Origin of the sequence: Haloarcula terrestris, assembly GCF_031624315.1 — an archaeon.
Lineage (GTDB): Archaea > Halobacteriota > Halobacteria > Halobacteriales > Haloarculaceae > Haloarcula > Haloarcula terrestris.
Genome location: NZ_JAMQOM010000002.1, coordinates 1 through 25,765, shown reverse-complemented (window position 1 = coordinate 25,765; position 25,765 = coordinate 1). Strand labels below are relative to the sequence as shown.

Below are 25,765 nucleotides of genomic sequence, written 5' to 3'. Positions count from 1 at the left end.
GGTGATCGTTCGGCGGGCGATACATCGCGTGTCTGTCCGCAGGCTGTCGGTAATACTCCGGTCGGCCCGTGGATGCGCCGCTGTCGCGGGGAGCTGTGTCCTGTCGATCAACTGGGAGCAAACAGGACACTGGTTCGGTAGCACTACATATATCTACGGCTGTTACCGGGATAAGCGGACTACCAAACTGCTTAGGGGACCGCAGCAGGCGTCCGCCGCCGCAAAGAGTATTGGAAACCACTAGTTACCAGTTCTCAAACACTTCTTCCAGTAGCTTTCGCTCCCCCGCACGGAGGTGCTGGTGGAACGTCGACGGGCAGATGTCCATCGACTCGGCCAGTTGCTCGCCGGACACGTCGCGTGGCCAGTCGAAGAAACCGCCGAGAAACCCTTTCCGAAGCGCCGTCAGCTGGCGGTTAGTGAGGCGTTCCTCGACGTTCGCAATAAAGGCCTGCCGGGAGACCGGCGGTTCGTCCCGCTCGCGCACTGAGAGCAGTTCCGTCTCCGGATACTGATTGCGGACCTGCTCGACCACGGTCCGGGTCTCCATCGACGCGGGGAGCGTGACGGTAACCGTCGCCTGCCCGGGTTCGACCAGAATGTCGCCCGTCTGGGCACCGCGGTCAGCAACGACCGAGACGACCGGCGGGTCCGAGACGGTGAATTCGAACAGTGCCGATGAATCCGCCGTCGAGACGTGCGAGACGCCCGACACCTGCGGATGGTCGGCAGCGACGGCACAGACTGCCGAGGGGTCGTCCGTCTGGACGAGGAAGAACATCACCGCATCCTCGCCGTCGGGGACGCTCCCCCCGTACTCCATCGAGCAGCCCAGCTCGTTCGCCACGTCGATATAGAACACCTCGGGATCAGTGACTTGCAGTTCGAGTTCGGTGACGTTGTCGGCGGTCAGCAGCCGGCTGGTCTCGCGGGCGTCGATGGCCGCCGCCGTCGCGCGACCGATGGTCCCAAGCACTGCCTGTTCGCGGGGGTCGAACACGTCGTCGCTGTCGGCGTAAACGGTGAGGACACCGTACAGCGAATCGCCGGAGACGAGCGGAACGGCCGCGACCGACGCGACATCCGAATCGGCGAGCCGGCTGTGTTGCTCGTCGATATCACTGGTCACGATCTGTAGCTCCTCGGTGCGGGCCGCCTCCGCGACCGGGTCGTCGGCGTCCAGCGGGATGGACAGCGTCGTCGGGTGGTCCGCAGAAAGCGCCGTCGACGACAGCGTCTCGTCGCGCAGGTCCAGTTCGGAGACCCAGGCGAACTGGTAGGAGTCGACCGCAGCCAGCCGGTCACAGACGGTCTGTTGAATCGCCTCCCGCGAATCGACGGTCAGTACGTCGCCCATCACCGCTTTCAACAGGCCGTCGACCCGGTCGACGAGCTGTTTGAGGTTCTGGCGCTCGGCTTTGAGCTCCTCGCTCCGGCGCTCGGCCGCCAGTTCGGCGAGCTTCCGCTGTGTGATGTCGATGTGTGCGACCACGGCGCTCCCGGCCTCGTCCTCGGGCAGCGGCGCGACCCGCATCAGGAACCACTGTTTCTCCTCCGGTGAGTGACACGGGTACTCCATCGTGAACAGGTCTTGCTCACCGTCGATGACCGACTCGATACCCCCGAGTGCCTGTTCGGCGTACTCGTCTGCGTCGACATCGGTCGTCGCGAAGTAGTTCGTCCCCTCCATCTCCCCGTCCTCGTCGCCCGCGAACTCCCGCCAGGCGCGGTTGGTAAACAGGATCGTCCCCTCGTCGTCGAGGACAGCGATATTGATCGGTAGCGTGTCCAACGTCGAGTGAGCGAGTGTCTCTGGTGGCTTCATTCGGTGTCCCTGGCTCCGTGTAGCCGATACCCTGTGTAATGGCGGCTGGTGAATAAACGTGTGGCTCGGAACGGGGAACTGTTGCCTGTGCGAAAAGCTCTAAGCGCTGTCAGTCGCAACGGGTTCGTATGTTCGGGTCCCGGAACTCCCGGGGGAAGTCAGTCACCTGTATCGCGTGTGGGGACTCCGTCTCGCGGTCCGACGCCCGCGAGTACGACAAGCACGGCGACCGATGGGACCGCCAGGACAAGGAGTTCGAACACCTCTGTAAGGCCTGTTTCGCCGATCTGTGCCAGCAGCCACGCGACGGCCTCGAAACGACACTCGACGCCGCCGGGGCCGGCGAGGCCGACCGGGAGACGTTCCTCGAACGGTTCCGGGAACTCTCCGAAAGCGACGCTCACGGGGACTGAGACGGGAGAGTCACGGCCCAATCCCACCCCGACAGCCCTAACTACGCCCTGTTCGTACCGGGTGACATGACTTCTGAGGACGCGCAGGCGGCCGCCGGGACCGCCGAGGGGCAAGGCCCAGTCGAGATCGACCCGGAGATGGCCCGGCATCTGGAGAACAAGCGCGAGGAACTGTTCGAGAAGTTCGGTATCCCCGACGAGTTCCCGCCCGAGGTACTTGCGGAGGCCAAAGAGCGCACACAGGACGTGCAGGCCGAAATCGAAGACGAGGTCGACGAACGCGAAGACCTCCGGGAGATGACGACCTGGACGACCGACCCCATCGACGCCCAGGACTTCGACGACGCCATCTCCATCGAGGAGCGCGAGGACGAGATCGTCCTCTGGGTTCACATCGCCGACGTGACCCACTACGTCAACCCCGACACGAAGATGTGGGACCAGGCCGTCGAGCGCGGGAACACGGTCTACCTCCCGGCCTACACTGTCCACATGCTGCCACCCGTCCTCGCCGAGACCGTCTGCTCGCTCGTGCCAAACGAGGACCGGCTGGCCCACACCGTCGAGATGCACCTCGACAAGGAGAACCTCGGCTACGAGGAGATCAACATCTACAAGTCCGTCATCCGCAGCGACGCCCGGCTGACCTACACCGAGGCCGAACGCCTGCTGGACGAGCCGGAGACCGCGGAAGACGTACTGGAAGACCAGAGCGTCGACCTCGCGGAGAAGACCGAGCGCGTCTGGGAACTGGCCGACCGGATGCACGAACAGCGCAAGGAAGAGGGCTCGCTCGTCCTCAATCCCGCCCGCGACCGCGCCCACACCATCATCGAGGAGTGCATGCTGAAGGCCAACAAGGCCGTCACGCACGAGCTGATGTGGAACCGCGGCGTCGAGGCGATGTACCGCGTCCACCCACAGCCCAGTCCCGACGAGTGGGACGAGGCGCTGGTCGAGATTCAGGAACTCGACGGCGTCTCCATCCCCGGCGACGCCTGGGACGACCCGCGGAAGGCCGTCAACGCCACGCTCGAACAGGCCCCCGGTCGCCAGCTCGATAAGATCCAGTGGGCCGTGATGAAGGTGATGCCCCGCGCGAAGTACATGAACGACCCCTTCGGCGGCCACCACGCGCTGAACTTCGAGATTTACGGGCACTTCACCTCGCCGATCCGCCGCCTGTCTGACCTCATCAACCACTGGATCGTCTACAGCAACGACGTGCCCGAGGACCTCATCGCGCTGTGTGACCGCGCCAGCGACCGCCAGAAGGACGCCGAGCAGTGCGAGCGCGAGTACAAGAACTTCCTGCAGGAAGTCGGGCTCGACCCGTCGGCGGTGAACAACCGCGGCATCGAAGTGGTGGAGAACCCCGACGACGATGACGAAGATGCGGACGCTGAAGCCGATGCAGACGCCGATTCGGCCGACGCAGCAGTCGAAGAGTAGCGCCGACAGACTCGCGTTCGACTGGCATGGACTCGCCAACAGCAAGACCTTTTCACAATCGGTGCGGCACTGCCCGTATGTGCCCTCCAGCACCGGCAATCGTCACCGAGGGGTTGACGAAGCGCTACAGCGGCGTCTCGGCGATAGAGGACCTCGACCTCACGGTCCCGCGCGGCAGCGTCTTCGGCTTTCTCGGCCCCAACGGCGCGGGCAAGACCTCGACGATTCGCATTCTGACGACGCTGACCAACCCTACGAGCGGCACCGCCCGGGTCGCGGGCGAGTCAGTCGCCGACCGCGCCGCGGTGGTCGAACACATCGGCTTCCTCCCGGAGGAACCGCCGCTGTACGACGAACTCACCGGCCGCGAGCAACTGGAGTACGTCGCCGGCCTGCGCGGGCACGAGGACTGGGGCCGCGTGGAATCGCTGCTCGACCGGTTCGACCTCGACGAGGACGCCGACCGGCGCGTCGAGACGTACTCGAAGGGGATGAAACAGAAGCTCGGCCTGATCCAGGCACTGTTACACGAGCCCGACGTTCTCTTTCTGGACGAACCGACCTCGGGGCTGGACCCGCGGGCGGCCCGGACGGTGCGTAACACCATCAGCGAGGTCGCGGCCGCGGAGACGACCGTCTTCCTCTCGACGCATATCCTGCCCGTCGTCGAGGAGCTAGCCGACACCGTCGGCGTCCTGTACGACGGCGACCTGGTCGCGGAAGGGGCACCAGCAGAACTGACCGACGGCGTCGAATCCGGGAGCACACTCGAAGACGTGTTCCTCGACGTGACCAGCGAGCACCCGGGAGAGCGATGAGGCGGCCGGACAGACGCCGAACGCGCCTGATCGCGCGGACTGAACTACGGCGCACCTGGCGCAAGCTCATGGGCACGACACGCGGGACGCTCATGCTGCTGGGGGGTGGGTTCGGTATTCTGATGTACAGCCTCGCTTTCGGCGCAGGGGCCGTCTTTCTCGGCGGGTACCTCACCGACGGCGAGCCACACACGGTGAGACTTGCGACGACGGCGGGCATCGTCGGGCTGCTCGGACTCGTCGGCTTCTTCACGCTCCAACACACGGTGAAATCAGCCGGCGAGCCCGACGCCGCCGACGGCCTGCTGACGACGGTCCCCTACGAGGACGCGGCGGCCGGGCTGCTCGCCGCCGAGGCTGGTCGCGTGTCGCTCGCGCTCACCGTCCCGATTCTGGCGCTGGTGGGCGGGCTCGCGGTCGGGGACGCCGGCCTTCTCGTCGCTGTCGTGGCCCTCGTCGGGTCGGTCGTGGTCATGCTACTGGGGACGGTCCTCGGTTTCGGGCTGGGGCTGGTGACGAAACTGGTCGCGAACCGCTCGGCGTTCGTCGCGAGCCACCGTGCGAGCGTCGGGGCCGCCGTCTCGCTCATCCTGCCGCTGGGCTGGGTCGCGATGACGGCCGTCCCGACGATACAGTTCCGCGCGCTCCAGGTGGCGACCCAGTCGCCTCTCTCCTGGCCCGCCGACGTAGTCCTGCTTGTGCTGGGGACCGGCGGTAATCCGATCACCGCTGCCGTTGCCACGGTGGGGCTGCTCGCGATGCTCCCGGGCGGCGCAGTCGCGTGCCTGTGGCTGGCCGGGCGGGCCTGGTACGCCGATCCGGTCCAGCCCGACCACGAGTTCGACGCCGACGAGCGAACGCTCTCGGACCGCCTCCTGTCCGGGCGGGTCCCAACAGCTACCCGCGTGGTCGCACAGAAGTCCTGGCTCCGAGCCAAGCGAGCCCCGGTCACCGTCCAGTTCGCTATCATGCCGTTCTTCTTCCTAGTGTATCACCTCCAGATCGTCGTTCTGGAGCGAGTGATCCCGCCGACACTCCCACTCACTGCGGGCCTCGCCAGCGCCGCGGCGTTCGGCGCGGCGTTCTCGCTCAATCCGCTCGGCGGCGAGGAAAGCGTGCTCCCGCTGACGCTGACCGCCAACGTCTCCGGCCGAGGGTTCGTCACTGGCCTCGTCCTCGCGGGCGCGCTCCCTGGCGTCGCGATCACGACGCTCTTGCTGGTCGGTCTCGGGGCCGCGGCCGGGACGCCGCCGGTCACGCTCGCTGTGGGACTCGCGACCGCGCTCGTCGCAACCGTTGCCGCGCCGGCTATCGCCGTCGGCTCGGGCGTCGTGTTCCCGAAGTTCGAGTCCTCGTCAGTACAGGGCCGCGAGGTCGTCGTCCCGAGCGGCTGGGCGTTCGGGCTGTACTTCCTCGTCCTCGGCGTGGCCGTCGCGCCGGCCAGCCTCACCTACCTGCTTGCCGTCCGCGACTGGTTCCCGCTACTTGACTCGACCTGGCTCCTCGGCGGTGGTCTGGCGGCGACGGTGGCGATAGCAGGTGCCGGTGCTGTCGCGGGCTTTCTCTACGCCGCCAACCGCGTGGCGACCTACCGACTTGATTAGCAGACCGGTTTGGGGTCCAGTCCCATCGATTCCAGCGTTGCTGCGTAGTCGTCGTATGCCGCTTCGATAGCCTCGGTCGCGGCCGCCGCTGCCGTTTCACGCTCACCCTCTGAAAGAGCACCGAGCGCAGTCTCCCCGTGATCGAGCGCTGATGCCTCCTGTCGGATCTCACGGAACGTATCGGCCCGTCGTTCGTCCGCCTCGTTGACGAAGAAGCTCACCACCTGCAGGTAGAGCCGGTCGGCCACAAGCGGCGCGGCGACGAGGCCGGCCCCCACCTGCCGGGCGGGTCCGTCAACGGTTTCGAGGTGATCGAGGAACGCATCGGAGCCGTCTGCGTCCACGTCCGTACCGATGCGTTCCGTCCGTTCGGCCGCGGCCGCGGCAGCCGCCTGAAACTGCGTCGCCGCGGCGTCGTCGGTCTCGTCGGCCCAGCGGTCGAGCACGTCCGAGAGTCCCGACTCGCGCGTCGCGGCTGCCGCGAGTACTGCCTCCGTCTCTAACGTCGCATCCGTCGCTGCGATGAGTGCCTTATCGGAACCCAGTCTGTTGCGCTCCGTCTCGGTCCGGTCGCGAACGGCGTCGATAGTGGCCCGGGCGTCCATACGTCCGCTGTGCGCGGCACGGGCTTGAAGTCCCCGCCCGATTTATCCGCCGGGCAGCGCTACAGTCGGCATGGCCGAGGACTATCCCGATCCGCCGACGGACCCGCCATCGCTGTCGGCAGCTGCGTTGCAGTCGGAACTCGACGCCGGCGAATCGCTCCGCTTGCTCGACGTACGCGACCGCGACGAGTACGAACAGTGGCGGATCAGCGGCGAGTCCGTGACGGCGACACAGCTCCCCCTCGCGAAGTTCCTCCAGGCGAAAGTGACCGGGGAGGCGGACAACCTCGTCGCCGACGTGGCCGGCACCGGACCGATAACGGTCGTCTGTGCCCGCGGCGAGGCCAGCGCCTTCGTCGCCGGCCTCCTGACCGAGCACGGTTTCGACGCGCAGAACCTCAGCGACGGTATGGAAGGGTGGGCGCGCCTCTACGAGGCCCGCGAAATCGCTTGCGACGCCGCCACCGTCCTCCAGTATCGCCGCCCGTCGTCGGGCTGTCTCGGCTACATGGTTATCAGCGACGGCTCAGCCGCTGTCGTCGACCCGCTCCGGACGTTCACGGACCGATACATCGCCGATGCCGCTGACCACGACGCCTCGATCACCTACGCCGTCGACACGCACATCCACGCGGATCACATCAGCGGCGTCGGCCGCCTCACCGCCGAAACCGATGCCGAACCGATTCTTTCCGAGCGAGCGGCCGCCCGCGGCGTCGCTGCTGACGTGACCGAACTGACCGGCGACGAAATACTCCAGGTCGGCTCGGCCACACTGGACCCTCATCCGCTGCCCGGCCACACGACGGGGATGACCGGTTTCACCGTCGGTGATGTGCTCCTGGCCGGCGACAGCGTGTTCCTCGACAGCGTCGCCCGCCCGGACCTGGAAGCCGGCGCCGACGGCGCTCGCGACCTCGCCCGCGATCTCCACCGGACGTTGACCGAACGCCTCGCGGCGCTACCTGCCGAGACACTCGTCGCGCCGGGCCACTACAGCGGATCGACCACGCCGGCGGACGACGGGACGTTCACGGCCACCCTCGGCACCCTCCGCGACCGACTTCGGGCGTTCGAGATGGGACGAGAGGCGTTCGTCGAATACATCTGTGACGATATGCCGCCGCGCCCCGCCAACTTCGAGCGGATTATCGCGATCAATCTCGGAACCGAGACAGCCGACGACGACACGGCATTCGAACTCGAACTCGGCCCGAACAACTGCGCGGCGTCGCCGTCGGACGCGGTGTGACGCCGCTGGGGGACAGCCACGGCTATAACGGGAGTCGCTTCCGTATCTGGTCGAGAATCGACTCCTCTTCATCCGGCAGTGACTCGCCCACCACGCCTTCGCCGGGGAGAATGACGGTCCGCTCCCCGTTGTCCTCAACTTCGATGAGGCCATCCGCCTTGAGGGCGGCAAGCGCGTCCTCGATCCGGTCGATGTTCTCCTCCGTTTGCGACCGAAGCTCGAAGATAGTCATCCCCTCATCGCGGCGATCAGCGAGCGCATCGAGCACCGCAACCTCGGTCTCGTCCCGGTCGCGATACTCCGGCTTCGCTCTCATACCCCCCTCTAAAACCGGCTGGGTCTAATCTTTGTCCCTCATGAGGTTACTGTGAATGCCCGATTCGGCGCGCTGTAAAATGTTGAAGCCGCAAGACTCCCTCCGGAACAGCGAAGTCGTCAGCGACGAACTCTCTGTGACTTGTGCTCTGAATTGGATGACTCGCTACCGCCAATTGTCATGGTAAGCTGGCCCCTCTTCAGTAGTAGAGCCATACTTTGCCATGAAGATCCGGAGCGACCATTCGTCGGTGTAGTATTTATATGCCCAAATATATTTGATATGGGTCGTCTCGAACACCCCACCATCTTCCGTAGTGAACGTTACATTGACTGTATCGGGGATATATGTGTGGTCTTGTTCGTCGTTGTTATTATATTCCTCTACAATGACGTAGTAGGTCCATAGCGGATCAAGTCGGTCATTAACGGTTTTAGTGCGGTTTGTGGTATCCCGCATTTCATATGTAAGGTGGTATGAGTCGTTCTCAGGGAAAGCCTCTCCTTCGACAGAGGCATCATCTCTTGAGAGGTATTCCATCTCTTCATCGAACTTTTCAAACTTCTTTACCTTACTGAGTTCTCCTTCAGTGGCAGATTCGGTTTCCGTTTCAGGTTCTTCCGTATCAATTGGATCACTTTCAGTTTCCGTAGCCACGGACGTTGGGGTTTCAGTAACTTCTGACGTGGGTTCTGGCGTCAGCGTTGACGTAGCTTTCTCTTCGGTTGGTCCGCTGCCTCCCGCAAACGCGGAACAGCCGGCAGAGATAATTAAGAGTGCGATAGCGACAGAGCGAATGATAGTCCTGACATTACTCATGATTCTGAGCCTCGTTGTTGAGATCTATTTTCTTGTTTTTTTCGAACGGTGGAAAGGCCAGAGCTTCAATCAAGGTTGGCAATAGTTCTGGTGTCAAACCAGCTGCCGACCGTCCGTCCACTCCCGCCGATGGTGAATCAAGCACAGTCCCGCCAACGGATGCGAACGCGGTCAGGGCACTGACGAAGCTACCCTCGGGCTGGATACCAGGTATCAATAAGTCCCCATCAGCAGACTCACCGACGTTCGTCACTGTGATAACTGGAGCCACGACTGGTAGCAAGAGAGTCCCTGCAATCATCACTAACAGGCAGGCAACTACCTCTCCAGTTTTTCTATTTCTATCCATCCTATTTTGAATTTATCTACTACTCTTTATAAATTCTATCTTCGTAAAACAGAATTGAGGGTGTTACCAGAAACTCCAACCTCCTCCGCCATTATTGCTACTGCCATCGTCGCCACTGCCACCACTATCGTCGCTGCCGTCATCGCCACCATCAAATAGACCGCCGAGTAGACCGCCATCATCGTTGTCACTACTGCTACTGTCATCATCACTGCTACTACCATCGTCATTGTCATCGCTACCGCTATCGGATAGGCCGCCATCGTCGTCACTACTATCGAATGCGTTGTCGTCTTCTACCGATGGTCCGTCGGGCAGTGAAGAATCCTCGTCGTCATCATCGGCCCCTCCGTCCGGGTCCATCAAGTTATTCGGTACGCTAGAGTCCGGACGGGTGCTACCGGAGCTGGAACTGTCATCATCACTACTACCACCATCATTGTCATTACTCCCATCATCATTGTCGCCACTGCCACCATCATTATTCGCTTTTTGTCGCTTTTGTCCTATCGCCGCTTTTCGCTCGTCGACAGTCTCCTCAGTAAATGTCTCTCCACGACCATCCTCAGAGTACCTGTTCATATTCTCTTCCTCGATAATTTGGCTGAGTTCTCCATCCACATACACCCACAAACCATCTCGTCCGTCAGTGTCAACGGTAGTATCCCCGATGGTCATGGCAGCCGAAGTACACCCCTGATTTTTATTGCCACTGTCGTAGTAGTTTATCGTTCCAGCCGGACAGCTATTCGAACTGCTACCGCCACCACCTGAGCTAACTATCTGTACCGTCTGATTAGAGACGCCACGCCGTCCGGCGGCATCGTAGGCGACTGCACGGACGGCCACGGAGCCGGAGTCGTTGAACGTATGCGTAATCGTCGATGATCCGTTCTCACCGGCAAGTTGGGTTCGGTTCCGCGCGGTGCCATTGACAACCCAAGCGAGCGTTCGCAGGTCGGCCTCGCCGGCAGTCACATTGGCAGTCAGATTCCGCTGTGAGCCTGTGGAGAGCGCAGACGGGGCCGAAACAGAGACTGACGGCCCACCGGCGGCCGCCACGTCGACCCGAAGTGTATCCGATTGCGACACGCCATCGTCATCAGTGACGGTGACGGTGACGTTGTACTGGCCGGTGTCGGTCGGTGAAACCGTCGTCTGGACGCAGGTCGGGCAGTCTGGCGTGCGCGTCGTACCGTCCGGCGCTTCAATGGTCCATTCGACGCGCTCGATTGTCCCGTCGGGGTCGCGCGAGCCGTTGGCGTCCAGTTGGACTGTCGCGCCTCGCTCGACGGACTGGTCCAGCCCGGCGTCGGCAAGCGGCGGCTGGTTCCCAGTCGCTACCGCCGTCCCGCCGAGAAGCGCCGAAAGGGCGAGAACCGACAACGCGAGGAGCGATATCCGGTGCATTGGCGTAGCGTTGCGCTTGTATCGGTTATAAAATTTCGTAACTTATGGCGAAATTAAGAAGAGGGTGGTGAGAAATGGTTTGTCATCTTTCATAAATTGTCGAGCTAACGGGCAGGGTTTAAGTACGCCACGGTGGGAAGTTCTGGCAATGGGTCTCAAATGTTCCGTCCTCGGGCACAAGTACGGTGAGACCACCGTCGAGCGCGAGCGCGAAGAGCAGGGTAGCGAAGTCGTCATCACCATCCAGGAACGGGAGACCTGTGAGCGGTGTGGAGACACGCGTATCGTTTCGGAAAACAAGGAGGTCACAGCCATCGAGACGCCGTCTGATATCGCGAGCGATCTCGTCGAGGAAGACGAGGAGGGCGAGACAGCGGCAGAATCGGGCACCAGCGAACCGGCCACCGACGAGACAGTCGAGGGAGCCGACGAAGCCGACCACGATGGGGCGGGGAGTTCGGACGGCTGGGATAGCGTTGACGGCCCGGTCGAAGCGCCGGGGGATGCGGGAGTCAACGACGGCGTTGCGGACGACGGCGAACCGGTCGATCCGTCGGCTGACGACGCCGAGATTATCGACGACAGCGGCGAGTCAGCGTCGGACTCGGAAGCGGAAGGCGTCGACGTAGAACTGGACGAGCCGACGACGACGGTCGACGTGCCGGACGCCGAAGGCGAGGAGCCGGTGACCGAAGACGAGACCGACCCGGAGAAAGACGACGGGCTCATTCTCGGCGAGGAAGACGAGGAGACGGAGCCGGCCGGTGGCGACCGCCAGCCCGGCGAGTGGCCGGATGAGCCGGGCGACGACGGGGACGACTGGTCACCGGAGACGATGCCCGTCGACACCGACGACGAATCGGATGTCGAGCCGGTCAGCGACAACGCCGTGACGGTTCCGGAGGGCGAGTTCGCGTGTCCGGAGTGTGGGTTCACCACCGAAGTGGAGTCGACCTCGCTACGCGAGGGTGACTTCTGTCCGGAGTGTCACAAGGGGTCACTTATCACCCAGCGCGAGGAGTGAACGCAAAGGGTAAGACAGCCCCTCGCAAAAACTCGCCCATGCGAGAGTACAAGATGCGACGGGGCGAGCATCTCGAAGACCGCGTCCCTGATATGGAAGCGTTCGTCGAGGAGTACTTCGGAGAGGTAACCGACACAGAAGAGTACGAGGGCACCGACCTGCTGGTCGTCGACGACCCCGACAACCCGGTGTTCGACCGGGTCGTCGCAGGCCGCGTCGAGTACGGCTCGAAAAAGGACAAGATCGCGCTGCACATCGACGAACGACCGGCCGAAGATGTCATCGCCGAGGGTAACGTCGACGCGGCCGAGGACGCCGTCGCCATCAAGAACGATTTCCTGGAGGAGGCGACCGACCGCGACGCGAAAGCGCGGCGTGACTCGCTGAAACGCTCGGTCGAGGACGACGCCGACGCACCGGACAACGTCTGACGGCGGCCGTCCAGTCGACAGATCCGTCGGTTTTGCGAGCCGAGACTGCGGCATCGTTCCCGGTGTGGGCCGCATCCGGCATGCACCCGTTCGAGACGTTTGGGCTACCGAGCGCCGCCAGTATCACTCAGCGTCAGACAGGCGTCACACCTAAATACGGTTGTGGCATACATTCACATACGCCCCGTCCGGAGGCGCTCAGAAGTATCCGGACCACGAGACACCCTCGTGTTGCCACGGAACCAGCTCCGGGGCAGCCTGTCATAGTTTGTCCGCCCGCCGGAGCGGATCCAATCCGGCATTCGAGCGCGGCCAGGGCAGTTGCCGAGCCAGCAGCCCCGTTTTCCGGAGCGATATCGCGGCACCGACGACCGAGAGCCGAGTCGAATCGAGCGGCCGACGCGGCGTTATTCCGCGAGCCCGTAGCCCCGCTTGAACAGCAGGAAGTCGATTGACAGCACGACCACGGTCGTCCCGGTCAGGACGGCCAGCGACGTGTTCGGGTCGATTTCGGTGACGCCGATCATGCCGTAGCGAACGCCGTTCACCATGTATACCATGGGATTGAGTAGCGAGACGTTCCGCCAGAACGCCGGCAGGACTTCCAGCGAGTAGAATACCGCGCCGAAAAAGACCAGCGGCCGGAGGATGAACTGGTTCATCACCGTGAGGTAGTCGAAGTCACTCGCCCAGAGCCCGCCGATGACGCCGAGGCCGCCAAACAGCGTGGTAATCACCAGCAGGAACGAGACGAGATAGACGGGGTTGGCGACGGGGACCGAGGTGAACACCAGCCCCACGCCGACGATCAGCAGTGACGTGACGATGCCTCGGAGTGCGCTGGCCGAGACGTAGGCCGCCACCATGCTCCGGTTCGACATCGGCGAGGTGAGCACGGCCTGAATGTAGTCGTTCCAGCGCCCGTGGAAGATGGTGAAGGAAGCGTTCTCGAAGCTGTCCGAGATGGCCCCCAGCACGACAAGTCCGGGCAGGACGAACTGGAGGTAGCTGACGCCGGCGATCTCGCCGATCCGGCTCCCCAGAATCACGCCGAAGACGGAGAAATACAGCGCATTCGTGATGATCGGCGGGAGGAACGTGTTGTACGGCCGGCGCACGAACCGGAGGATTTCCCGCCGAACAAGCGTCAGGAACTGTGTCGTGTTCTGGTTCATGCGGACACCTCCGCGTACTCGCGGTCGTCGCGGGTCATGTCGACGAACACCTCTTCGAGCGATGCACGGCGGATATCCAGTGAGGAGACCGTGTGGCCCTGCGCTTCGAGTTCGCGCATGATCGCCGGCGCGGTCTGGCTCCCGCCCATCGCAGTGACGGCCAGCCCCTCGTCGGTCAGTTCGATGTCGGTGATCCCATCCACGTCGAGCCGCGGGGCCGTCCGCGGCATCTCGGCGAGTTCGAGGACGATGGTGTCGGTGCCGCGGGCCATCAGGTCGTTGGGGGTCGCCACCTCGACTTTCTGCCCGCCGTCCATGATGGCGACCCGGTCACAGAGGCGTTCGGCCTCCTCGATGTAGTGGGTCGTCAGCAGGATCGTCGTCCCGGCGTCGTTCATTCGGTTGATGATGTCCCAGAGGTCGTGCCGGAGTTGTACGTCGACGCCGGCCGTCGGTTCGTCGAGGATGAGCAGGTCTGGGTTGGATACGAGCGCGCGGGCGAGGACGAACCGCCGTTTCATCCCGCCCGAGAGCCAGTCGAAGCGCGTGTCGCGCTTGTCCCAGATACCGACGGTCTTCAGGGCGTCTTCGGCGCGCTCGCGGGCCTCGGCCCGACCGATACCGTGGTAGCCCGCCTTGTGTTCCAGCACCTCGATGATGGGGAAGAAGCGGTCGACGTTGAACTCCTGTGGCGCGACGCCGATGCGGTCGCGGGCCTCGCGGTAGTCGTCTTCCACGTCGAAGCCGAACACCTCGGCGGTTCCCGCGTCCTTGTGGACGAGGCCGACCAGCGTGTTGATAAAGGTCGTCTTGCCGGCTCCGTTCGGACCGAGCAGCCCGAAGAACTCGCCCTGCTCGACAGTCAACTCCAGATCGTCGAGCGCCTGGACATCGCCGTAGTGCTTTTGTAACCCACTGGCTCGTATCGCCGGTTCAGTCATTGCCGCTCTTAGCGTGGCGACACCGAAAAACGCATTGAAGCCCCCGAAAACGGGCAGTTAGACTGAGACGGACTACCAAGCGAGACAGAATAGCACGGCCCCGCAAATGGAGCTGCCGCGAGCGCTACCGACCGAGGCGTTCCCGGGCGATGCCGACGCCAGCCGGCGTGATGATGAGCTGGTCGTCGTCCTTCTGGACGATGTCGCCGCCGACCTCGTTGGCGACCTGCTTGAGCTCGTCGCTGATGTGTTCCATCGTGCGGTCCTGTGTAGAATGGCGCGTGATGTCCGCGACGACCACATCGCCGTCGTAGACAGCGTCTTTGATGTCGATAACGTCCTGCTTGTCGCTGATACGGGCGATCCGGACCTGGCGTTCGAGTTCCGTCCCGGTCATCTCGAATTCGTTCGCGTCCAGTTCGACGTAATCCTCGGTGTTCCGCGAGGATCCAGACTCTCCGAGGATCTTGCTCATCAGTCCCATGTCACTCACGGCGTCCGCTACCCGTTTCAACTTTTCGTCCATCGAACGTGTCCCGAGTGTATCCCTGAGTAGTCGTGGTGACAGCCGGAAGCAGAGCACGGACGGTGCCAAACCGTTATGCAGCGACGCCGCGAAAACTGACAGCGATGCGCCTGCCCTCCATCAGGACAAGGCCGCTCGCTGTTGCAGTCACCGGTGGCGGCCTCTATGCCATCGGCGTGCTGTCGTGGCTGTTTGCAAACGGCGTCCACTTCTCGTCGGAGGCCCCGGCGACCTTCGCGTTTGGAATCGGCTACGCCGTCGTCGGGATGGTCCTCACGGGTGCTATCCCGCTGTATCTCTGTAGCCGCCTCTCACTTGTCACACCGGTGTTCGTGACGCTCTGGCTACTCGCCAACACGGTGTCGCAGTGGCTCTACGGGACGCATCTCCACCCGCTGTCGTCGTATCTCACCGTCTGGCCCCTCCTGCTCGGGGTCGCTGTGGGTGCTGGTGTCATCGAGGCGGCAGTCAGAATCGGTCTGAGCTACGGCCTCAACCGGTTTGGACTCCGGCCGCTGGTGTGACGGTGGCGAACTCGCGGGCCGAACGCTCGACTTACACCGAGAACTCGAACAGGTCGTCGCCGACATGGTGCAGCGATTTGACGACCTTTCCGCTGTCGCCGACCATGTCGTCGCCGTCGGTCTGTGCGCGCCCGACCGCGAGGAACTTCCCGTGAGACTCCTCGTTGATGACGACCAGGTCGCCCTCGCTGATGTCGTCGTCGGCCTCGGTAATGCCCGGCCGCATGATGTCAGCGCCGTCCGAGACAAAGGAGACGGCCCCGGCGTCGACGGTGACGACGTGTTTCTCGGGCGGGTACTGATTGGCTCCCTGTACTGTGAGGAACGGCTCGCCGTTCAAATAGAGGACGAGCGGGTCGCCGTCGACGAGGACGACATCCCAGTCGCTGTCGTCGAACTCGACCTTTTCGTAGCTGTCCGCGTCGAGTTCGACACCGAGGTTCTCCGACAGCGCCGTCGTGATGGTGTCGACCTCGTCCGAGCGGAGGTGGTGTCGCGACTTGACTTCCATGCCCGCGTCTCCTCGGCGACAGACGGTAAGCGTAACGAAGCGTGCGAGCGACGCAGCTTTTTGTCCGCGCGGGCCAAGGTCGGGCTATGAGAGTCGTCACGCTGCTGCCCTCGGCGACGGAGATCGTCTACGCGCTCGGCGTCGAGCCGGTCGGCGTCTCACACGAGTGCGACCACCCGCCGGCGGCCCGCGAGAAGCCCTCGGTCAATCGGTCGCGCGTCGACCCGACGGCCGCAAGCGGCGAGATCAACGAGCAGGTCGCCGCCGCCGAGGAGGGCGACGGCGTCTACGCCATCGACCGCGAGACGCTGGCGGAACTGGACCCGGACCTCGTCGTCACCCAGGGCGTCTGTGACGTGTGCGCCGTCGACCACGTACTGGTCGCCGAAGCCGTCGAGGAGCTGGGACTGGACGCCGACGTGCTGACGCTTGACGTACACAGCCTCGATGACTTATTCGAGTCCATCCACCGGGTCGGCGCGGCGGTCGGGCGCGACGACCGCGCCGCCGAACTCGTTGCGGACCTCCGGGACCGCGTCGCTGCAGTGGAAACGACGGCAAAGCGAGCCGAGACGCGGCCCCGCGTGGCGGTACTGGACTGGCTGGACCCGGTGATGGTCGCCGGGCACTGGGTTCCGGGGATGATCGAGACGGCCGGCGGGACCTACGGGATGGAAGCGGCGGGCGCACACTCCCGACCGCGGGAGTGGGCGGAAGTCCGCGAGTACGATCCCGAAGTGCTGGTGGCCGCCCCCTGTGGCTTCGACGTGGCACAGACCCGCGAGAACCTCGCCGACCTGACCGACCGGCCGGGCTTCGACGACCTGACCGCAGTCCGCGAGGGTCGAGCGTACGTGATGGACGGGCACCACTACGTCAACCGCTCGGGACCGCGGCTCGTGGACACGCTTGAGTTCCTGGCGGCGCTGTGCCAGCCGGACCTGTTCGAGGCACCACCGCGGGACGCCGTGGTCGAACTCGGGACCGTCCGGGCCTAAGCAGCGGCCGCGGCCAGGCCGACGTAGGTGTTGCCGACCACGACCGCCGCGCCGAGAGCGACGATGGACAGGAGCCAGGCCCGCCACAGCGGGACCCGTTCGACGAGGGCACGACACTCCAGCAGGACGACGCCGACGTAGAGGACGACGGCCATCTTCAACGCAATCACGAGCAGTGGCTCGTGGACGAGGAGCGTCCGTATCCAGGGATTGGCTTCCAGTCCGGGGCCGGCGAAGCGAGCGGCGAACAGCGTCGACAGCGCGTCGCCAAAGCCCCAGACGAGCACCAGCGAGAACACGAGTTCGACGTAGCCGGGCTTCCGGAGGCGGACCGAGAGGGGGTGGGGGGCGTGGTCTGGGCGAGACATGGGAGGCGATACCGCTACTCGCGGCTATCGGCGCATAAAGCTCGGTTCCGCAGTATCAGCTGTGAGAATGGTAATACTTGAAGCGCGGGCCGATCAGTCCTCGGCAAGCGAGCAGCGGCCCTCGTAGCTGGCGTCGGCGACGCTCGCAATAGCGGGGTCGTCGCCACACACCGGGCAGTCCGGCTTGGGCGCGACCGGAATCTCCTCGAAGGACATCTCGGCGGCGTCGTAGGCGATGAGTCGGCCGTCCAGCGTCTCGCCGTAGTCCATCGCGAGTTTGACGACCTCGGTCGCCTGCATGCAGCCGATGGTGCCCGGCAGGACGCCGAGGACGCCCGCGGTCGCACAGTCGGGGACGGTCCCCTCCGGCGGCGCTTCGGGGAACAGACAGCGGTAACACGGGCTGTCGCCGGAGAACGTCGTCACCTGCCCCTCGAACTGGAAGATCGCGCCGTGGGAAAAGGGCGTGCCCGAGAGCGTGCAGGCGTCGTTGACGAGGAACCGCGTGGCGAAGTTGTCGGAGGCGTCGACGACGATATCGTAGTCGGCCACCAGGTCAGTCGCGTTCTCCCGCGCCAGCCGTAGTTCGTGGCGGTCGACGGTCACGTCGGGGTTGAGGCCGGTGACGAACTCCGCGGCGCTGTCCACCTTCGGCCGCCCGATGTCGTCGTCGCCGTGGATGACCTGTCGCTGGAGGTTCGACCGCTCGACGGTGTCGTCGTCGACGATGCCGAGCCGTCCGATGCCCGCGGCCGCGAGGTACTGGAGCACCGGTGCGCCGAGGCCGCCGGCCCCGACGACCAGTACGTCAGTGTCAAGGAGTGCCGCCTGGCCCTCCGGCCCCACGTCGTTCATGATGATGTGCCGGGAGTACCGGTCGAGCTGTTCTGGATCCAGATCCGGTCGCATAGCGAGGGTTGGCAGCCCGGAGAAATAAACGCCGGGTTCGTCCCGAGACGACGTTTCGGGGTACAAAACCGATACAAACAGGCGGTTAATTCGGGTACTCAGGTATTGCGCTGGAGGTCCGCGACAAGGTCGTCTATCGCCTGGTTGATGTCGGTGAGAAGGTCCGTCTGCGCGTCGGACCTGTCGGCGATATCGGCCGTGCTGTCGGCGATTTCCTCGGCTGCGCCCGTGGACTGGTCGATCATGCTCGCCACTTCTTCGGTCGAGGCGGCCTGCTGGTCCGTGGCGGTGGCGACCTCCTCGATGCCGTTGTTGACCTCGCGAACGGTGTCGTCGATCTCTTCGAGGATTTCGGTCGACTCCTCGACGGTATCGATACCCTCGTCGATCTCGTCGTTGCTCTCTTCGAGGCTCTCGACGGCGTTTTCGGTGTCGTCCTGGATACCGTCGATCATCTCCTCGATGGTCGTCGCCTGCTCCTGTGACTCCTCGGCGAGGCTCTTGACCTCGTTGGCGACGACGGCGAAGCCCTCGCCGGCCTCGCCGGCACGGGCGGCTTCGATGGACGCGTTCAGCGCGAGCATGTTCGTCTGGTCGGCGATGTCGTTGATGACATCGACGATCTCGTCGATCTCCTGGACGCTCTCCTGAATCGTCTTGACATCCTCGGCGACGCTATCGGCGGCCTGCTGGATGTTCTCCATTGCCTCGTGGACATCGTCGGCGTTCCCCTGCCCGCGCTCGGCGAGTTCCGTCGCTTCGCGGGAGGCGGCCGAAACTTCCTCGGACGAGGAGGCGATCTGCTCGACCGACGCCGAGAGATTCGACACCTCGTTGGCGATGTCTGTCAGACTCTCGTACTGCTCGGCGGCCTGTTCGCGGATGTCGTCGGTCTCCTCAGCGATGCCGACCGACGAGTTCTCCAGCTCGGCCAGCATCGTCTGGATCTCGCTCGCCGCCTCGTGGCTGTAGCCGGCTTCCGTATCGATGTTCTCCGCGATGTCGTCCTCGATATCCGCGTCGATATCGTCGTCGATCCCTGTTCCTGTCTGTTTCGTTGCATGTTCCGCCGGTCTCTCAGCCATAGTACTCAGAAGAATGGGACGGCAACATAAAAACGGAATACCCAACGGTATCACAGACGATAGCTGGAGAACGGGGTCGCCAGCCGTCGTGTCAGCAGTCGTACAGCGCGCGGTACTTCTCGTCGACGTAGTCGAGGAAGTAGTCGGCGGTGAAGGATTCGCCGGTGGCCTCCCGAACGAGGTCGTCAGTCCGGTAGCGGGCGCCGTGCTGGTGGACGTGCTCGGTGAGCCAGTCGTGGATCGGGTCGAACTCACCGGCGCGGACGTGGTCGTCGAAGCCGTCGATGTCCTGGCGTGCGTGGTGGTCCAGTTGCGCGGCCAGCACCGACCCGAGCGTGTAGGTGGGGAAGTAGCCGAAGGCCCCGTTGGTCCAGTGGATGTCCTGCAGACAGCCCTCGGCGTCGGTGTCGGGCCGGATGCCGAGATACTCCTCCATCTTGTCGTTCCAGACCGCTGGCACGTCCGCCACGTCGAGGTCCCCGCGGATGAGGTCCCGCTCGATCTCGAAGCGGACGATGATGTGCATGTGATACGTTAGCTCGTCCGCTTCGACCCGGATGAGGTTGTCGTCGTACACCTCGTTGGACGCCTCGTAAAACTGCCGGGCGGTGGCGTCGGTCCCGAGGTGGTCGTTGGCCGTCTCGGCGAAGAAGTCCCAGAACGGGCGCGAGCGGCCGATGTGGTTCTCCCAGAATCGGGACTGGGACTCGTGAACCGAGAGGTCGCGGTTGTCGCCCAGCGGCGTGCCGTACGCCTCCTGTGGCAGGCCGAGCGTGTACGTGGCGTGACCGAACTCGTGGATGGTCGACCCGAGCGCGTCCAGCGGGTCCTCGGGAGTGAAGCGGGTGGTGACGCGAGCGTCGAACTGCGTCCCCATCGAGAACGGATGAGGTGCGGTGTCGAGGCGGCCGCGGTCCCAGTCGTAGCCCAGCGTGTCAAGCGCCGTCTCGACGAGGCCGTGCTGTGTGTCGTCGTCGTAGGTGCCCACGAACGGGTCCGCGAGGGTCACGTCGCTGTCGGCGATGTCGTCGATGAGCGGGACGAGCGCATCCCGCAGTTCCGTCAGCACCGCCTCGGCGGTGTCGATGCCGAGATACGGCTCATACTCCTCGAACAGGACCTCGTAGGGGTCGCGGTCAGGGTCGATGGCCTCGGCGTATTCCCGACGGAGTTCGACCAGTTCCTCCAAGATGTCGGCGAAGGCGTCGAAGTCGTCCTCGGCCTTGGCCTCCTTCCAGACCGGCAGGGCGTTCGAAGACGCTTCGGAGATGCGTTCGACCAGATCGGCGGGGACCCTAGTGGCCCGTTCGTGGTCCCGCCGGACCTCCCGGACGACGGCCTCTTGCTCGGGGTCGAGGTCGGCGTCGTCGAGTTCGTCCAGCCAGTCGGCTAGGTCGTCGTCAGTCAGCAGGTCGTGATGGAGTGTCGAGATGGCGGAGGTCTGCTTCGCCCGGGCCGGCGTCCCGGCGTCGGGCATCATCACCTGCTGGTCCCAGTTGAGGATCCCTCCGGCGTCGCCGACGTAGTGGAGGCGGCGGACGTGATCCAGGAACTGCTCGTACGTGGACTCGCTGTCCTCGCTCGCTGTTGCCATACAGCGGGGTTAGGCCGGCGACCCTAAAGACCCGGTGTCGCCGGTAAGGAGTGCGTCGGCCGCACCGCCTCGCCGCGGGGATGTCGGCCGCAGTCGAACGCCTATCGCCCTTTCAGAAACTCTCACCCAGGGTCTGCGGGTCTATTTCGAAGCCATCAGTGAAGATGCCTTTCGGGATTTTACCGTGAATGCCCTTGTTGATGTCCACGATCTGTGAGACGTTGAAATCCCCGGCCAGACTCAGTAGGCGATAGGCTTCCGTCGGCGTCATGTCCTTCTGGTGGACGAGCAGCGAAATCGCCTCGCGGAGCGCCTGTTCCATCGCATTGTCGAGGTCGTCGTTGATTCCCATGACGTACACGTCCTCGTCAGTCTCGGCGATGGGCCAGTCCATCTGCTGGGCGTTCTTGTGCAGGGTGAACCGGAACGTCGGCGACAGCGATGTCTCCAGTGCGGTGAGATCGACCTCGCCGTTGCCCTGGAGCGCGTGTCCGTCTCCGGTGAAAAACAGCGCGCCAGGAACGAACACCGGGAAGTAGAGTGTCGTCCCGATGCCGGTTCCCTGGATGTCGATGTTACCGCCGAACGGACCCGGCGGCACCGAGTTCACCCGACCCGTTGTCATCGTCGGACCGACGGCCATGATGCCCTGGAACGGCTCCAGCGGTATCTCGGTCGTGTCGCTGAGTTCGGCCACACCACGCTCTAAGTCGAACTCGATGACCTCGCTGTCGTTCCACGTGAACTCCGAGGGGAGGCCGCCCTTCCGCTGTCGCATCGTGTTCGCGCCGTACGGAACGCGGAAGTCGATATCAAGCACTTCGACCTCCAGCACGTCGCCCGGTTCGGCGTCCTCGATGTAGACCGGCCCGGTGACGACGTGTGGCCCGCCGCCGTCGTGTGGGACCTCCTCGTACACTCTGACCTGGTCTTCCAGGATGTCCGATTCCGGAATCCCCGCATTCGTGAAGAACTCCTCCGGACCTGGTTGGTCCTCCAAAATTCCTTCGTGGGATATCGTCTCGATCTGGACGACTGAGCCGGATTCGACTCGTTCTACGGGTTCTTTTGTCGGGTCGATTGCCCCCCAGACCACGTTCTCGGGCGTCGATTCGACGACCGTATCGACTTCGTATGCGTCGTCGGACTCCGATGTGTCCGTTCCGTCCTCTTCTTGTGCTGCCGCGAGATCGATGTTCTCGCCGAGGAACTGTGAGCCGGTCCCCGCTCCAAGAACGCCCAGTGCGCCTGCCGCTTTCATGAGTCGTCTTCGTTTCATCGCTCCACGTCGCTGGAAGTGTCGCCAATGTAAAAGGACAGACGAATAGACAAGTATTTCGTCAACCAAACATCAATATACCGGATTTCGGATTATAGTCGACCGATCGTCTCATTTTCTCCCGATTAGCAAAACAAACACGCTCTGCCGCCGAAAGTCGGCGATCGGGAGAACGGTTCAGCGACCAGCCCACGACTCGGCGACGCGCTCGTAGACCTCGTAGCACCGCTCCAGAACGGCCAGCGAAACGCTCTCGTCGGCGGTGTGGGCCTCGCCGGGTTCGGCCGCGCCGACGACCACACACTCGGTCCCGGCCTTGGCGAGCCAGCCGGCGTCGGTCGCGTGCGGTTTGACGACGTGCTCTGGCGCACCGTCCTGGGCCGCGGTCGCCGCGTCGAGCACCGCGTCCGCGAAGTCGGCGTCACCACAGGCCATCGGCGGGAGATCCTGATCGACGCGCCAGGTGACGCCGTCGATAGCTTCGACCCTGTCAAGCGGCGCGCGCTCGCCGGGGACCGTCCGCTCGTCGACTGTGACCTCGCACCGCTCGGGGATGACGTTCCAGGCCGAGCCCCCGTCGATTTCGGTGACAGCGACGCTTCCGCTCATTTCGTGGCCGAGCACGGTCGTTTCTGGGAAGTCGAGATCCCGGACCACGTCGACGGCGTCGGTCGCGTGGTAGATGGCGTTCGCGCCGGCCTCGGGTTCGCTGGCGTGGGCCGCCGCGCCCTCGGCGACGATGGTCGATCCGCGCCGGCCCTTGTGGGCGACGGCCACGTCCGTGACGCCGGGGGTGGAGTAGCCGGTCGAGCCCTCGCCGACGACGGCGTAGTCGGGCGCGAAACCGTCCTCGATGGCGGCCTGACAGCCGACACCGCCCTGTTCCTCGCCGATGAAAGAGGCGAATATCAGTTCCCTGGCGGGGTCGGCGTCCCGGAACGCCAGCATCGCCGCGGCGACACATCCCTTCATGTCCGCCGCGCCGCGGGCGTAGAGCCGACCGTCGCGTTCCTCGACGACGTACTCGCCGTCGCTGTCGACTTGCGTATCGTCCGGCGGGACCACGTCGTGGTGACCGACGAGCGCGAGCGACTCCTCGCCCCGGCCCTTGCGAGCGATGACGTTCCCGTGGTCGTCGCGAGTGACTCGCGCGTCGGTGTTGGTTTCGAGCCACTGCCGGATGTACTCCCCCGCAGCCGCTTCGTCGTCGTGACTCGGGATCGAAACGAGGTCGCGGGTCAGCGACACGAGCGCGTTCATACCGTGGGTCGGGAGCCGGAGCGGCAAAAATCCGAGGCAGGCTCGCTGGCCCGCGATTTGGCGGTTCGAGAGGGCGGTCCAGCGACGCTCACTTCGGCCGACGGGGCACGTGGACTCCACACCCTTATCAACGGCAGTCTCCAACGGCCCGATATGGAAATCGTACCGGACACGAGCGTGGTCATCGACGGCCGCGTGTCCGACCAAGTGAAAGCCGATGCCGACCCCGACACCGATGTCGACGGCATGGGCTTTGCCGGCGCGACGGTCGTGGTCCCCGAGGCCGTCGTCGGCGAACTCGAAGCACAGGCGAACGACGGCCGTGAGACGGGCTGGGAGGGCCTCGAAGAGCTCCAGACGCTCGTCGATCTGGCCGAGGAAGGCACCATCGACGTGGAGTACGTGGGCCGGCGGCCCGATGCCATCGAGAAGCGTGAGGCTGGTGAAGGGCAGATCGACGCACTCATCCGGGACATCGCCGGTGACCGCGACGCAACGCTCGTGACCAGCGACGACGTGCAGGCCCAGGTGGCCCGTGCGAAAGGGCTCTCGGTGGAGTTCGTCGAGCCGATCAAGCGGACGGTCGACCGCCTCCAGATCGAGAACTTCTTCGACGAGGGGACGATGAGCGTCCACCTCAAGGTCGGCGTCCAGCCGTACGCGAAGAAGGGCTCTATCGGCGACATGCAGTACACGCCGATCCGGGACGACCCCGCGACCGAGAGCGAGCTTCGGGAGTACGCCGCCGACATCGAGGAGAGCGCCCGCGCCTCGCCGGACGGCTTCCTCGAACTGGATGAACCCGGCATGACGATCACCCAGTTCCGGGACTACCGGATCGCCATCGCACGGCCGCCCTTCGCCGACGCACTCGAAATCACGGCCGTCCGGCCCATCGTCAAGACCGAACTGGACGACTACGAGTACGCGGACCAGCTCCGGGACCGCTTCACCGAACACCAACGGGGCGTCCTCATCTCCGGCTCGCCCGGGGCCGGGAAGTCGACCTTTGCCCAGGCGGTCGGCGAGTTCCTCGTCGACGCCGACTACGCGGTCAAGACGATGGAGAAGCCACGCGACCTCCAGGTCGGTCCGAACATCACGCAGTACACCGAACTCGGCGGCTCGATGGAGAAGACCGCCGACTCACTGTTGATGGTCCGGCCGGACTACACCATCTACGACGAGGTCCGCAAGACCGACGACTTCGAGGTGTTCGCTGACATGCGGCTGGCCGGCGTCGGCATGGTCGGCGTCGTCCACGCGACCCGCGCCATCGACGCGCTCCAGCGGCTCATCGGCCGCGTCGAACTGGGGCTCATCCCCCAGATCGTCGACACCGTCGTCTACATCGAGGCCGGTGAGGTCCACACGGTCTACGACGTGACGACCGAGGTCAAGGTCCCGCAGGGGCTCATGGAGGACGACCTCGCGCGACCGGTCATCATGGTCAAGGACTTCGAGACCGGCCGGCCGGAGTTCGAGATCTACACCTTCAACAACCAGGTCGTCACAGTGCCGCTGGGCGACGAGGACGACCAAGAGGACTCGGGCGTCGACCGCCTCGCCAAGCAGGAGGTCGAACGGGAAATCCGCTCGATTGCCCGCGGCCACGTCGAGGTCGAACTCCGCGGCCCCAACACCGCCATCGTGTGGGTCGAGGACGACGACATCTCGCAGGTCATCGGCAAGGGCGGCGGCCGCATCTCCGACGTGGAGAACCGCCTCGGTATCGACATCGACGTTCGGACCTTCGAGGAGCGCCCCTCCGGGCCGTCGGGCGGCCCCCAGACCGAATCAGGTGGCAAGGAGGGCGAAATCGTCCAGCCGGAGGTCACCTCCCGGCACGTGATCGTCCCGCTTGAGGGCCACGCTGGCGACACCGTTGAACTGCAGGCCGACGGCGAGTATCTCTTTACCGCGACGGTCTCCCGCGGCGGCGAGATCCAGGTCTCGCGCGGGTCGGGCATCGCCGAGGAACTAGAACGAGCCATCGACCGCGGCAGCACGATCACCGTCGTGCCGTCGTAAGTTCGATAACCGGGACAGGCCCGGGGGTATTCGTCCACCGCGCTGTCGAACCGTCCAGACCGAGGGGATATCGGTAACTAATTGTGTCAAATGCGACGGTGGAACTGCCGGAAACGACAGAGGGTGTCATAGAACTCTTCTCACACCGTGATGATCGTGCTTCCCGGATTGTCTCCGCGTTCGTAGTTGGTGATTGCGACGACGAGGCGAAGGCACAGAGCGAGGAACACCTGCGCTCGTGCGTGG

The 25,765-nt window shown here is 64.3% G+C and carries 26 protein-coding genes and 1 pseudogene; 10 read left to right on the top strand and 17 right to left on the bottom strand.

Features of this window, described 5'->3' with window-relative positions; all coding sequences use genetic code 11:
* Nucleotides 1–244: 244 nt before the first annotated feature.
* Nucleotides 245–1,825 carry a bacterio-opsin activator domain-containing protein gene (locus NDI54_RS03945; RefSeq protein ID WP_310895177.1) on the bottom strand — a complete coding sequence of 527 codons (1,581 nt, stop codon included), beginning with the start codon at nucleotides 1,823–1,825 and terminating at the stop codon, nucleotides 245–247.
* Nucleotides 1,826–1,953: 128 nt separating this feature from the next.
* Here NDI54_RS03945 and NDI54_RS03940 point away from each other — a divergent pair, with 128 nt between their 5' ends.
* From NDI54_RS03940 to NDI54_RS03925, 4 genes are all read left to right on the top strand, one after another.
* The gene (locus tag NDI54_RS03940; protein ID WP_310895176.1) at nucleotides 1,954–2,238 is read left to right on the top strand and encodes a DUF7562 family protein; all 285 of its coding nucleotides are present in this window, start codon (nucleotides 1,954–1,956) and stop codon (nucleotides 2,236–2,238) included.
* 66 nt (nucleotides 2,239–2,304) lie between these two features.
* Nucleotides 2,305–3,690, top strand: a complete 1,386-nt coding sequence (locus NDI54_RS03935; RefSeq protein ID WP_310895175.1) for a ribonuclease R — start codon at nucleotides 2,305–2,307, stop codon at nucleotides 3,688–3,690.
* Nucleotides 3,691–3,767: 77 nt separating this feature from the next.
* Nucleotides 3,768–4,508, top strand: coding sequence for an ABC transporter ATP-binding protein (locus NDI54_RS03930; protein WP_310895174.1), 741 nt, complete (start codon nucleotides 3,768–3,770; stop codon nucleotides 4,506–4,508).
* Complete coding sequence (locus tag NDI54_RS03925) at nucleotides 4,505–6,112, top strand: hypothetical protein (protein ID WP_310895173.1); 1,608 nt, start codon at nucleotides 4,505–4,507, stop codon at nucleotides 6,110–6,112. The genes NDI54_RS03930 and NDI54_RS03925 overlap by 4 nt, the downstream gene beginning before the upstream one ends.
* Here the strand turns inward: NDI54_RS03925 and NDI54_RS03920 are convergent.
* Nucleotides 6,109–6,717, bottom strand: coding sequence for a transcription antitermination protein (locus tag NDI54_RS03920; protein WP_310895172.1), 609 nt, complete (start codon nucleotides 6,715–6,717; stop codon nucleotides 6,109–6,111). The two genes, NDI54_RS03925 and NDI54_RS03920, sit on opposite strands and share 4 nt — an antisense overlap.
* 70 nt (nucleotides 6,718–6,787) lie before the next feature.
* On the opposite strand from NDI54_RS03920, the gene NDI54_RS03915 reads away from it, so the two are divergent.
* Nucleotides 6,788–7,969, top strand: a complete 1,182-nt coding sequence (locus tag NDI54_RS03915) for an MBL fold metallo-hydrolase (RefSeq protein ID WP_310895171.1) — start codon at nucleotides 6,788–6,790, stop codon at nucleotides 7,967–7,969.
* A 22-nt stretch (nucleotides 7,970–7,991) separates the two neighbouring features.
* Here NDI54_RS03915 and NDI54_RS03910 read toward each other — a convergent pair whose 3' ends face one another.
* The 4 genes from NDI54_RS03910 to NDI54_RS03895 form a co-directional block, all read right to left on the bottom strand.
* Nucleotides 7,992–8,285, bottom strand: coding sequence for a DUF6432 family protein (locus tag NDI54_RS03910; protein ID WP_310895170.1), 294 nt, complete (start codon nucleotides 8,283–8,285; stop codon nucleotides 7,992–7,994).
* Between the two features lie 165 nt (nucleotides 8,286–8,450).
* Nucleotides 8,451–9,104, bottom strand: coding sequence for a hypothetical protein (locus NDI54_RS03905; protein ID WP_310895169.1), 654 nt, complete (start codon nucleotides 9,102–9,104; stop codon nucleotides 8,451–8,453).
* Nucleotides 9,097–9,453, bottom strand: coding sequence for a hypothetical protein (locus NDI54_RS03900; RefSeq protein WP_310895168.1), 357 nt, complete (start codon nucleotides 9,451–9,453; stop codon nucleotides 9,097–9,099). Before NDI54_RS03900 ends, NDI54_RS03905 begins: the two co-directional genes overlap by 8 nt.
* Before the next feature lie 63 nt (nucleotides 9,454–9,516).
* Entirely contained in the window at nucleotides 9,517–10,863 is a 1,347-nt protein-coding gene (locus NDI54_RS03895; RefSeq protein WP_310895167.1) for a PKD domain-containing protein, read from the bottom strand.
* 148 nt (nucleotides 10,864–11,011) lie between these two features.
* Here NDI54_RS03895 and NDI54_RS03890 point away from each other — a divergent pair, with 148 nt between their 5' ends.
* Both NDI54_RS03890 and NDI54_RS03885 read left to right on the top strand, forming a co-directional pair.
* Nucleotides 11,012–11,887 (top strand): DUF7093 family protein, encoded by an 876-nt coding sequence (locus tag NDI54_RS03890; RefSeq protein ID WP_310895166.1) that lies wholly within the window; start codon nucleotides 11,012–11,014, stop codon nucleotides 11,885–11,887.
* A 38-nt stretch (nucleotides 11,888–11,925) separates the two neighbouring features.
* A complete protein-coding gene (locus NDI54_RS03885) occupies nucleotides 11,926–12,318 on the top strand; it encodes a DUF5611 family protein (RefSeq protein ID WP_004591049.1) in 393 nt (130 codons plus the stop codon).
* Nucleotides 12,319–12,725: 407 nt separating this feature from the next.
* Here the strand turns inward: NDI54_RS03885 and NDI54_RS03880 are convergent, their stop codons facing one another.
* From NDI54_RS03880 to NDI54_RS03870, 3 genes are all read right to left on the bottom strand, one after another.
* A complete protein-coding gene (locus NDI54_RS03880; RefSeq protein WP_310895165.1) occupies nucleotides 12,726–13,493 on the bottom strand; it encodes an ABC transporter permease in 768 nt (255 codons plus the stop codon).
* On the bottom strand, nucleotides 13,490–14,434 hold the full coding sequence (locus NDI54_RS03875; RefSeq protein WP_310895164.1) for an ABC transporter ATP-binding protein: 945 nt from the start codon (nucleotides 14,432–14,434) through the stop codon (nucleotides 13,490–13,492). The genes NDI54_RS03880 and NDI54_RS03875 overlap by 4 nt, the downstream gene beginning before the upstream one ends.
* Nucleotides 14,435–14,558: 124 nt before the next feature.
* Nucleotides 14,559–14,918 carry a cell division protein SepF gene (locus tag NDI54_RS03870; protein WP_004591046.1) on the bottom strand — a complete coding sequence of 120 codons (360 nt, stop codon included), beginning with the start codon at nucleotides 14,916–14,918 and terminating at the stop codon, nucleotides 14,559–14,561.
* A 146-nt stretch (nucleotides 14,919–15,064) separates the two neighbouring features.
* Between NDI54_RS03870 and NDI54_RS03865 the strand changes: the two genes are divergently transcribed.
* Nucleotides 15,065–15,484, top strand: a complete 420-nt coding sequence (locus NDI54_RS03865) for a hypothetical protein (RefSeq protein WP_310895163.1) — start codon at nucleotides 15,065–15,067, stop codon at nucleotides 15,482–15,484.
* Between the two features lie 31 nt (nucleotides 15,485–15,515).
* Here the strand turns inward: NDI54_RS03865 and NDI54_RS03860 are convergent, their stop codons facing one another.
* On the bottom strand, nucleotides 15,516–15,995 hold the full coding sequence (locus tag NDI54_RS03860; protein ID WP_310895162.1) for an RNA-binding protein: 480 nt from the start codon (nucleotides 15,993–15,995) through the stop codon (nucleotides 15,516–15,518).
* An 86-nt stretch (nucleotides 15,996–16,081) separates the two neighbouring features.
* On the opposite strand from NDI54_RS03860, the gene NDI54_RS03855 reads away from it, so the two are divergent.
* A complete protein-coding gene (locus NDI54_RS03855) occupies nucleotides 16,082–16,993 on the top strand; it encodes a cobalamin-binding protein (RefSeq protein ID WP_310895161.1) in 912 nt (303 codons plus the stop codon).
* On the opposite strand, the gene NDI54_RS03850 is transcribed toward NDI54_RS03855, so the two are convergent.
* The 6 genes from NDI54_RS03850 to NDI54_RS03825 form a co-directional block, all read right to left on the bottom strand.
* A complete protein-coding gene (locus NDI54_RS03850; protein WP_310895160.1) occupies nucleotides 16,990–17,361 on the bottom strand; it encodes a DUF5658 family protein in 372 nt (123 codons plus the stop codon). The genes NDI54_RS03855 and NDI54_RS03850 overlap by 4 nt on opposite strands.
* Nucleotides 17,362–17,454: 93 nt before the next feature.
* Nucleotides 17,455–18,270, bottom strand: coding sequence for an SAMP-activating enzyme E1 (ubaA, locus tag NDI54_RS03845; RefSeq protein WP_310895159.1), 816 nt, complete (start codon nucleotides 18,268–18,270; stop codon nucleotides 17,455–17,457).
* Nucleotides 18,271–18,368: 98 nt separating this feature from the next.
* Nucleotides 18,369–19,355 (bottom strand): methyl-accepting chemotaxis protein, encoded by a 987-nt coding sequence (locus tag NDI54_RS03840; RefSeq protein WP_310895158.1) that lies wholly within the window; start codon nucleotides 19,353–19,355, stop codon nucleotides 18,369–18,371.
* 91 nt (nucleotides 19,356–19,446) lie between these two features.
* Nucleotides 19,447–20,949, bottom strand: a complete 1,503-nt coding sequence (locus tag NDI54_RS03835) for a carboxypeptidase M32 (protein WP_310895157.1) — start codon at nucleotides 20,947–20,949, stop codon at nucleotides 19,447–19,449.
* A 112-nt stretch (nucleotides 20,950–21,061) separates the two neighbouring features.
* Entirely contained in the window at nucleotides 21,062–22,228 is a 1,167-nt protein-coding gene (locus NDI54_RS03830) for an acetamidase/formamidase family protein (protein ID WP_310895156.1), read from the bottom strand.
* Nucleotides 22,229–22,405: 177 nt separating this feature from the next.
* Nucleotides 22,406–23,488 carry a M20 family metallopeptidase gene (locus NDI54_RS03825; protein WP_310895155.1) on the bottom strand — a complete coding sequence of 361 codons (1,083 nt, stop codon included), beginning with the start codon at nucleotides 23,486–23,488 and terminating at the stop codon, nucleotides 22,406–22,408.
* 153 nt (nucleotides 23,489–23,641) lie between these two features.
* On the opposite strand from NDI54_RS03825, the gene NDI54_RS03820 reads away from it, so the two are divergent.
* Nucleotides 23,642–25,519, top strand: a complete 1,878-nt coding sequence (locus tag NDI54_RS03820; protein WP_310895154.1) for a PINc/VapC family ATPase — start codon at nucleotides 23,642–23,644, stop codon at nucleotides 25,517–25,519.
* Nucleotides 25,520–25,659: 140 nt separating this feature from the next.
* Here NDI54_RS03820 and NDI54_RS03815 read toward each other — a convergent pair.
* Nucleotides 25,660–25,765, bottom strand: a pseudogene (locus tag NDI54_RS03815) (IS5/IS1182 family transposase); the annotation flags it as partial.

What these genes read in the sequence shown, in the direction of transcription:
- NDI54_RS03880 (WP_310895165.1), bottom strand. Translation starts at nt 13,493, where the DNA reads ATGAACCAGAACACGACACAGTTCCTGACGCTTGTTCGGCGGGAAATC.
- NDI54_RS03920 (WP_310895172.1), bottom strand. Translation starts at nt 6,717, where the DNA reads ATGGACGCCCGGGCCACTATCGACGCCGTTCGCGACCGGACCGAGACG.
- NDI54_RS03850 (WP_310895160.1), bottom strand. Translation starts at nt 17,361, where the DNA reads ATGTCTCGCCCAGACCACGCCCCCCACCCCCTCTCGGTCCGCCTCCGG.
- NDI54_RS03835 (WP_310895157.1), bottom strand. Translation starts at nt 20,949, where the DNA reads ATGGCAACAGCGAGCGAGGACAGCGAGTCCACGTACGAGCAGTTCCTG.
- NDI54_RS03875 (WP_310895164.1), bottom strand. Translation starts at nt 14,434, where the DNA reads ATGACTGAACCGGCGATACGAGCCAGTGGGTTACAAAAGCACTACGGC.
- NDI54_RS03940 (WP_310895176.1), top strand. Translation starts at nt 1,954, where the DNA reads ATGTTCGGGTCCCGGAACTCCCGGGGGAAGTCAGTCACCTGTATCGCG.
- NDI54_RS03870 (WP_004591046.1), bottom strand. Translation starts at nt 14,918, where the DNA reads ATGGGACTGATGAGCAAGATCCTCGGAGAGTCTGGATCCTCGCGGAAC.
- NDI54_RS03915 (WP_310895171.1), top strand. Translation starts at nt 6,788, where the DNA reads ATGGCCGAGGACTATCCCGATCCGCCGACGGACCCGCCATCGCTGTCG.
- NDI54_RS03925 (WP_310895173.1), top strand. Translation starts at nt 4,505, where the DNA reads ATGAGGCGGCCGGACAGACGCCGAACGCGCCTGATCGCGCGGACTGAA.
- NDI54_RS03820 (WP_310895154.1), top strand. Translation starts at nt 23,642, where the DNA reads ATGGAAATCGTACCGGACACGAGCGTGGTCATCGACGGCCGCGTGTCC.
- NDI54_RS03895 (WP_310895167.1), bottom strand. Translation starts at nt 10,863, where the DNA reads ATGCACCGGATATCGCTCCTCGCGTTGTCGGTTCTCGCCCTTTCGGCG.
- NDI54_RS03910 (WP_310895170.1), bottom strand. Translation starts at nt 8,285, where the DNA reads ATGAGAGCGAAGCCGGAGTATCGCGACCGGGACGAGACCGAGGTTGCG.
- NDI54_RS03830 (WP_310895156.1), bottom strand. Translation starts at nt 22,228, where the DNA reads ATGAAACGAAGACGACTCATGAAAGCGGCAGGCGCACTGGGCGTTCTT.
- NDI54_RS03885 (WP_004591049.1), top strand. Translation starts at nt 11,926, where the DNA reads ATGCGAGAGTACAAGATGCGACGGGGCGAGCATCTCGAAGACCGCGTC.
- NDI54_RS03825 (WP_310895155.1), bottom strand. Translation starts at nt 23,488, where the DNA reads ATGAACGCGCTCGTGTCGCTGACCCGCGACCTCGTTTCGATCCCGAGT.
- NDI54_RS03860 (WP_310895162.1), bottom strand. Translation starts at nt 15,995, where the DNA reads ATGGAAGTCAAGTCGCGACACCACCTCCGCTCGGACGAGGTCGACACC.
- NDI54_RS03945 (WP_310895177.1), bottom strand. Translation starts at nt 1,825, where the DNA reads ATGAAGCCACCAGAGACACTCGCTCACTCGACGTTGGACACGCTACCG.
- ubaA (WP_310895159.1), bottom strand. Translation starts at nt 18,270, where the DNA reads ATGCGACCGGATCTGGATCCAGAACAGCTCGACCGGTACTCCCGGCAC.
- NDI54_RS03935 (WP_310895175.1), top strand. Translation starts at nt 2,305, where the DNA reads ATGACTTCTGAGGACGCGCAGGCGGCCGCCGGGACCGCCGAGGGGCAA.
- NDI54_RS03905 (WP_310895169.1), bottom strand. Translation starts at nt 9,104, where the DNA reads ATGAGTAATGTCAGGACTATCATTCGCTCTGTCGCTATCGCACTCTTA.
- NDI54_RS03900 (WP_310895168.1), bottom strand. Translation starts at nt 9,453, where the DNA reads ATGGATAGAAATAGAAAAACTGGAGAGGTAGTTGCCTGCCTGTTAGTG.
- NDI54_RS03840 (WP_310895158.1), bottom strand. Translation starts at nt 19,355, where the DNA reads ATGGCTGAGAGACCGGCGGAACATGCAACGAAACAGACAGGAACAGGG.
- NDI54_RS03855 (WP_310895161.1), top strand. Translation starts at nt 16,082, where the DNA reads ATGAGAGTCGTCACGCTGCTGCCCTCGGCGACGGAGATCGTCTACGCG.
- NDI54_RS03930 (WP_310895174.1), top strand. Translation starts at nt 3,768, where the DNA reads ATGTGCCCTCCAGCACCGGCAATCGTCACCGAGGGGTTGACGAAGCGC.
- NDI54_RS03890 (WP_310895166.1), top strand. Translation starts at nt 11,012, where the DNA reads ATGGGTCTCAAATGTTCCGTCCTCGGGCACAAGTACGGTGAGACCACC.
- NDI54_RS03865 (WP_310895163.1), top strand. Translation starts at nt 15,065, where the DNA reads ATGCGCCTGCCCTCCATCAGGACAAGGCCGCTCGCTGTTGCAGTCACC.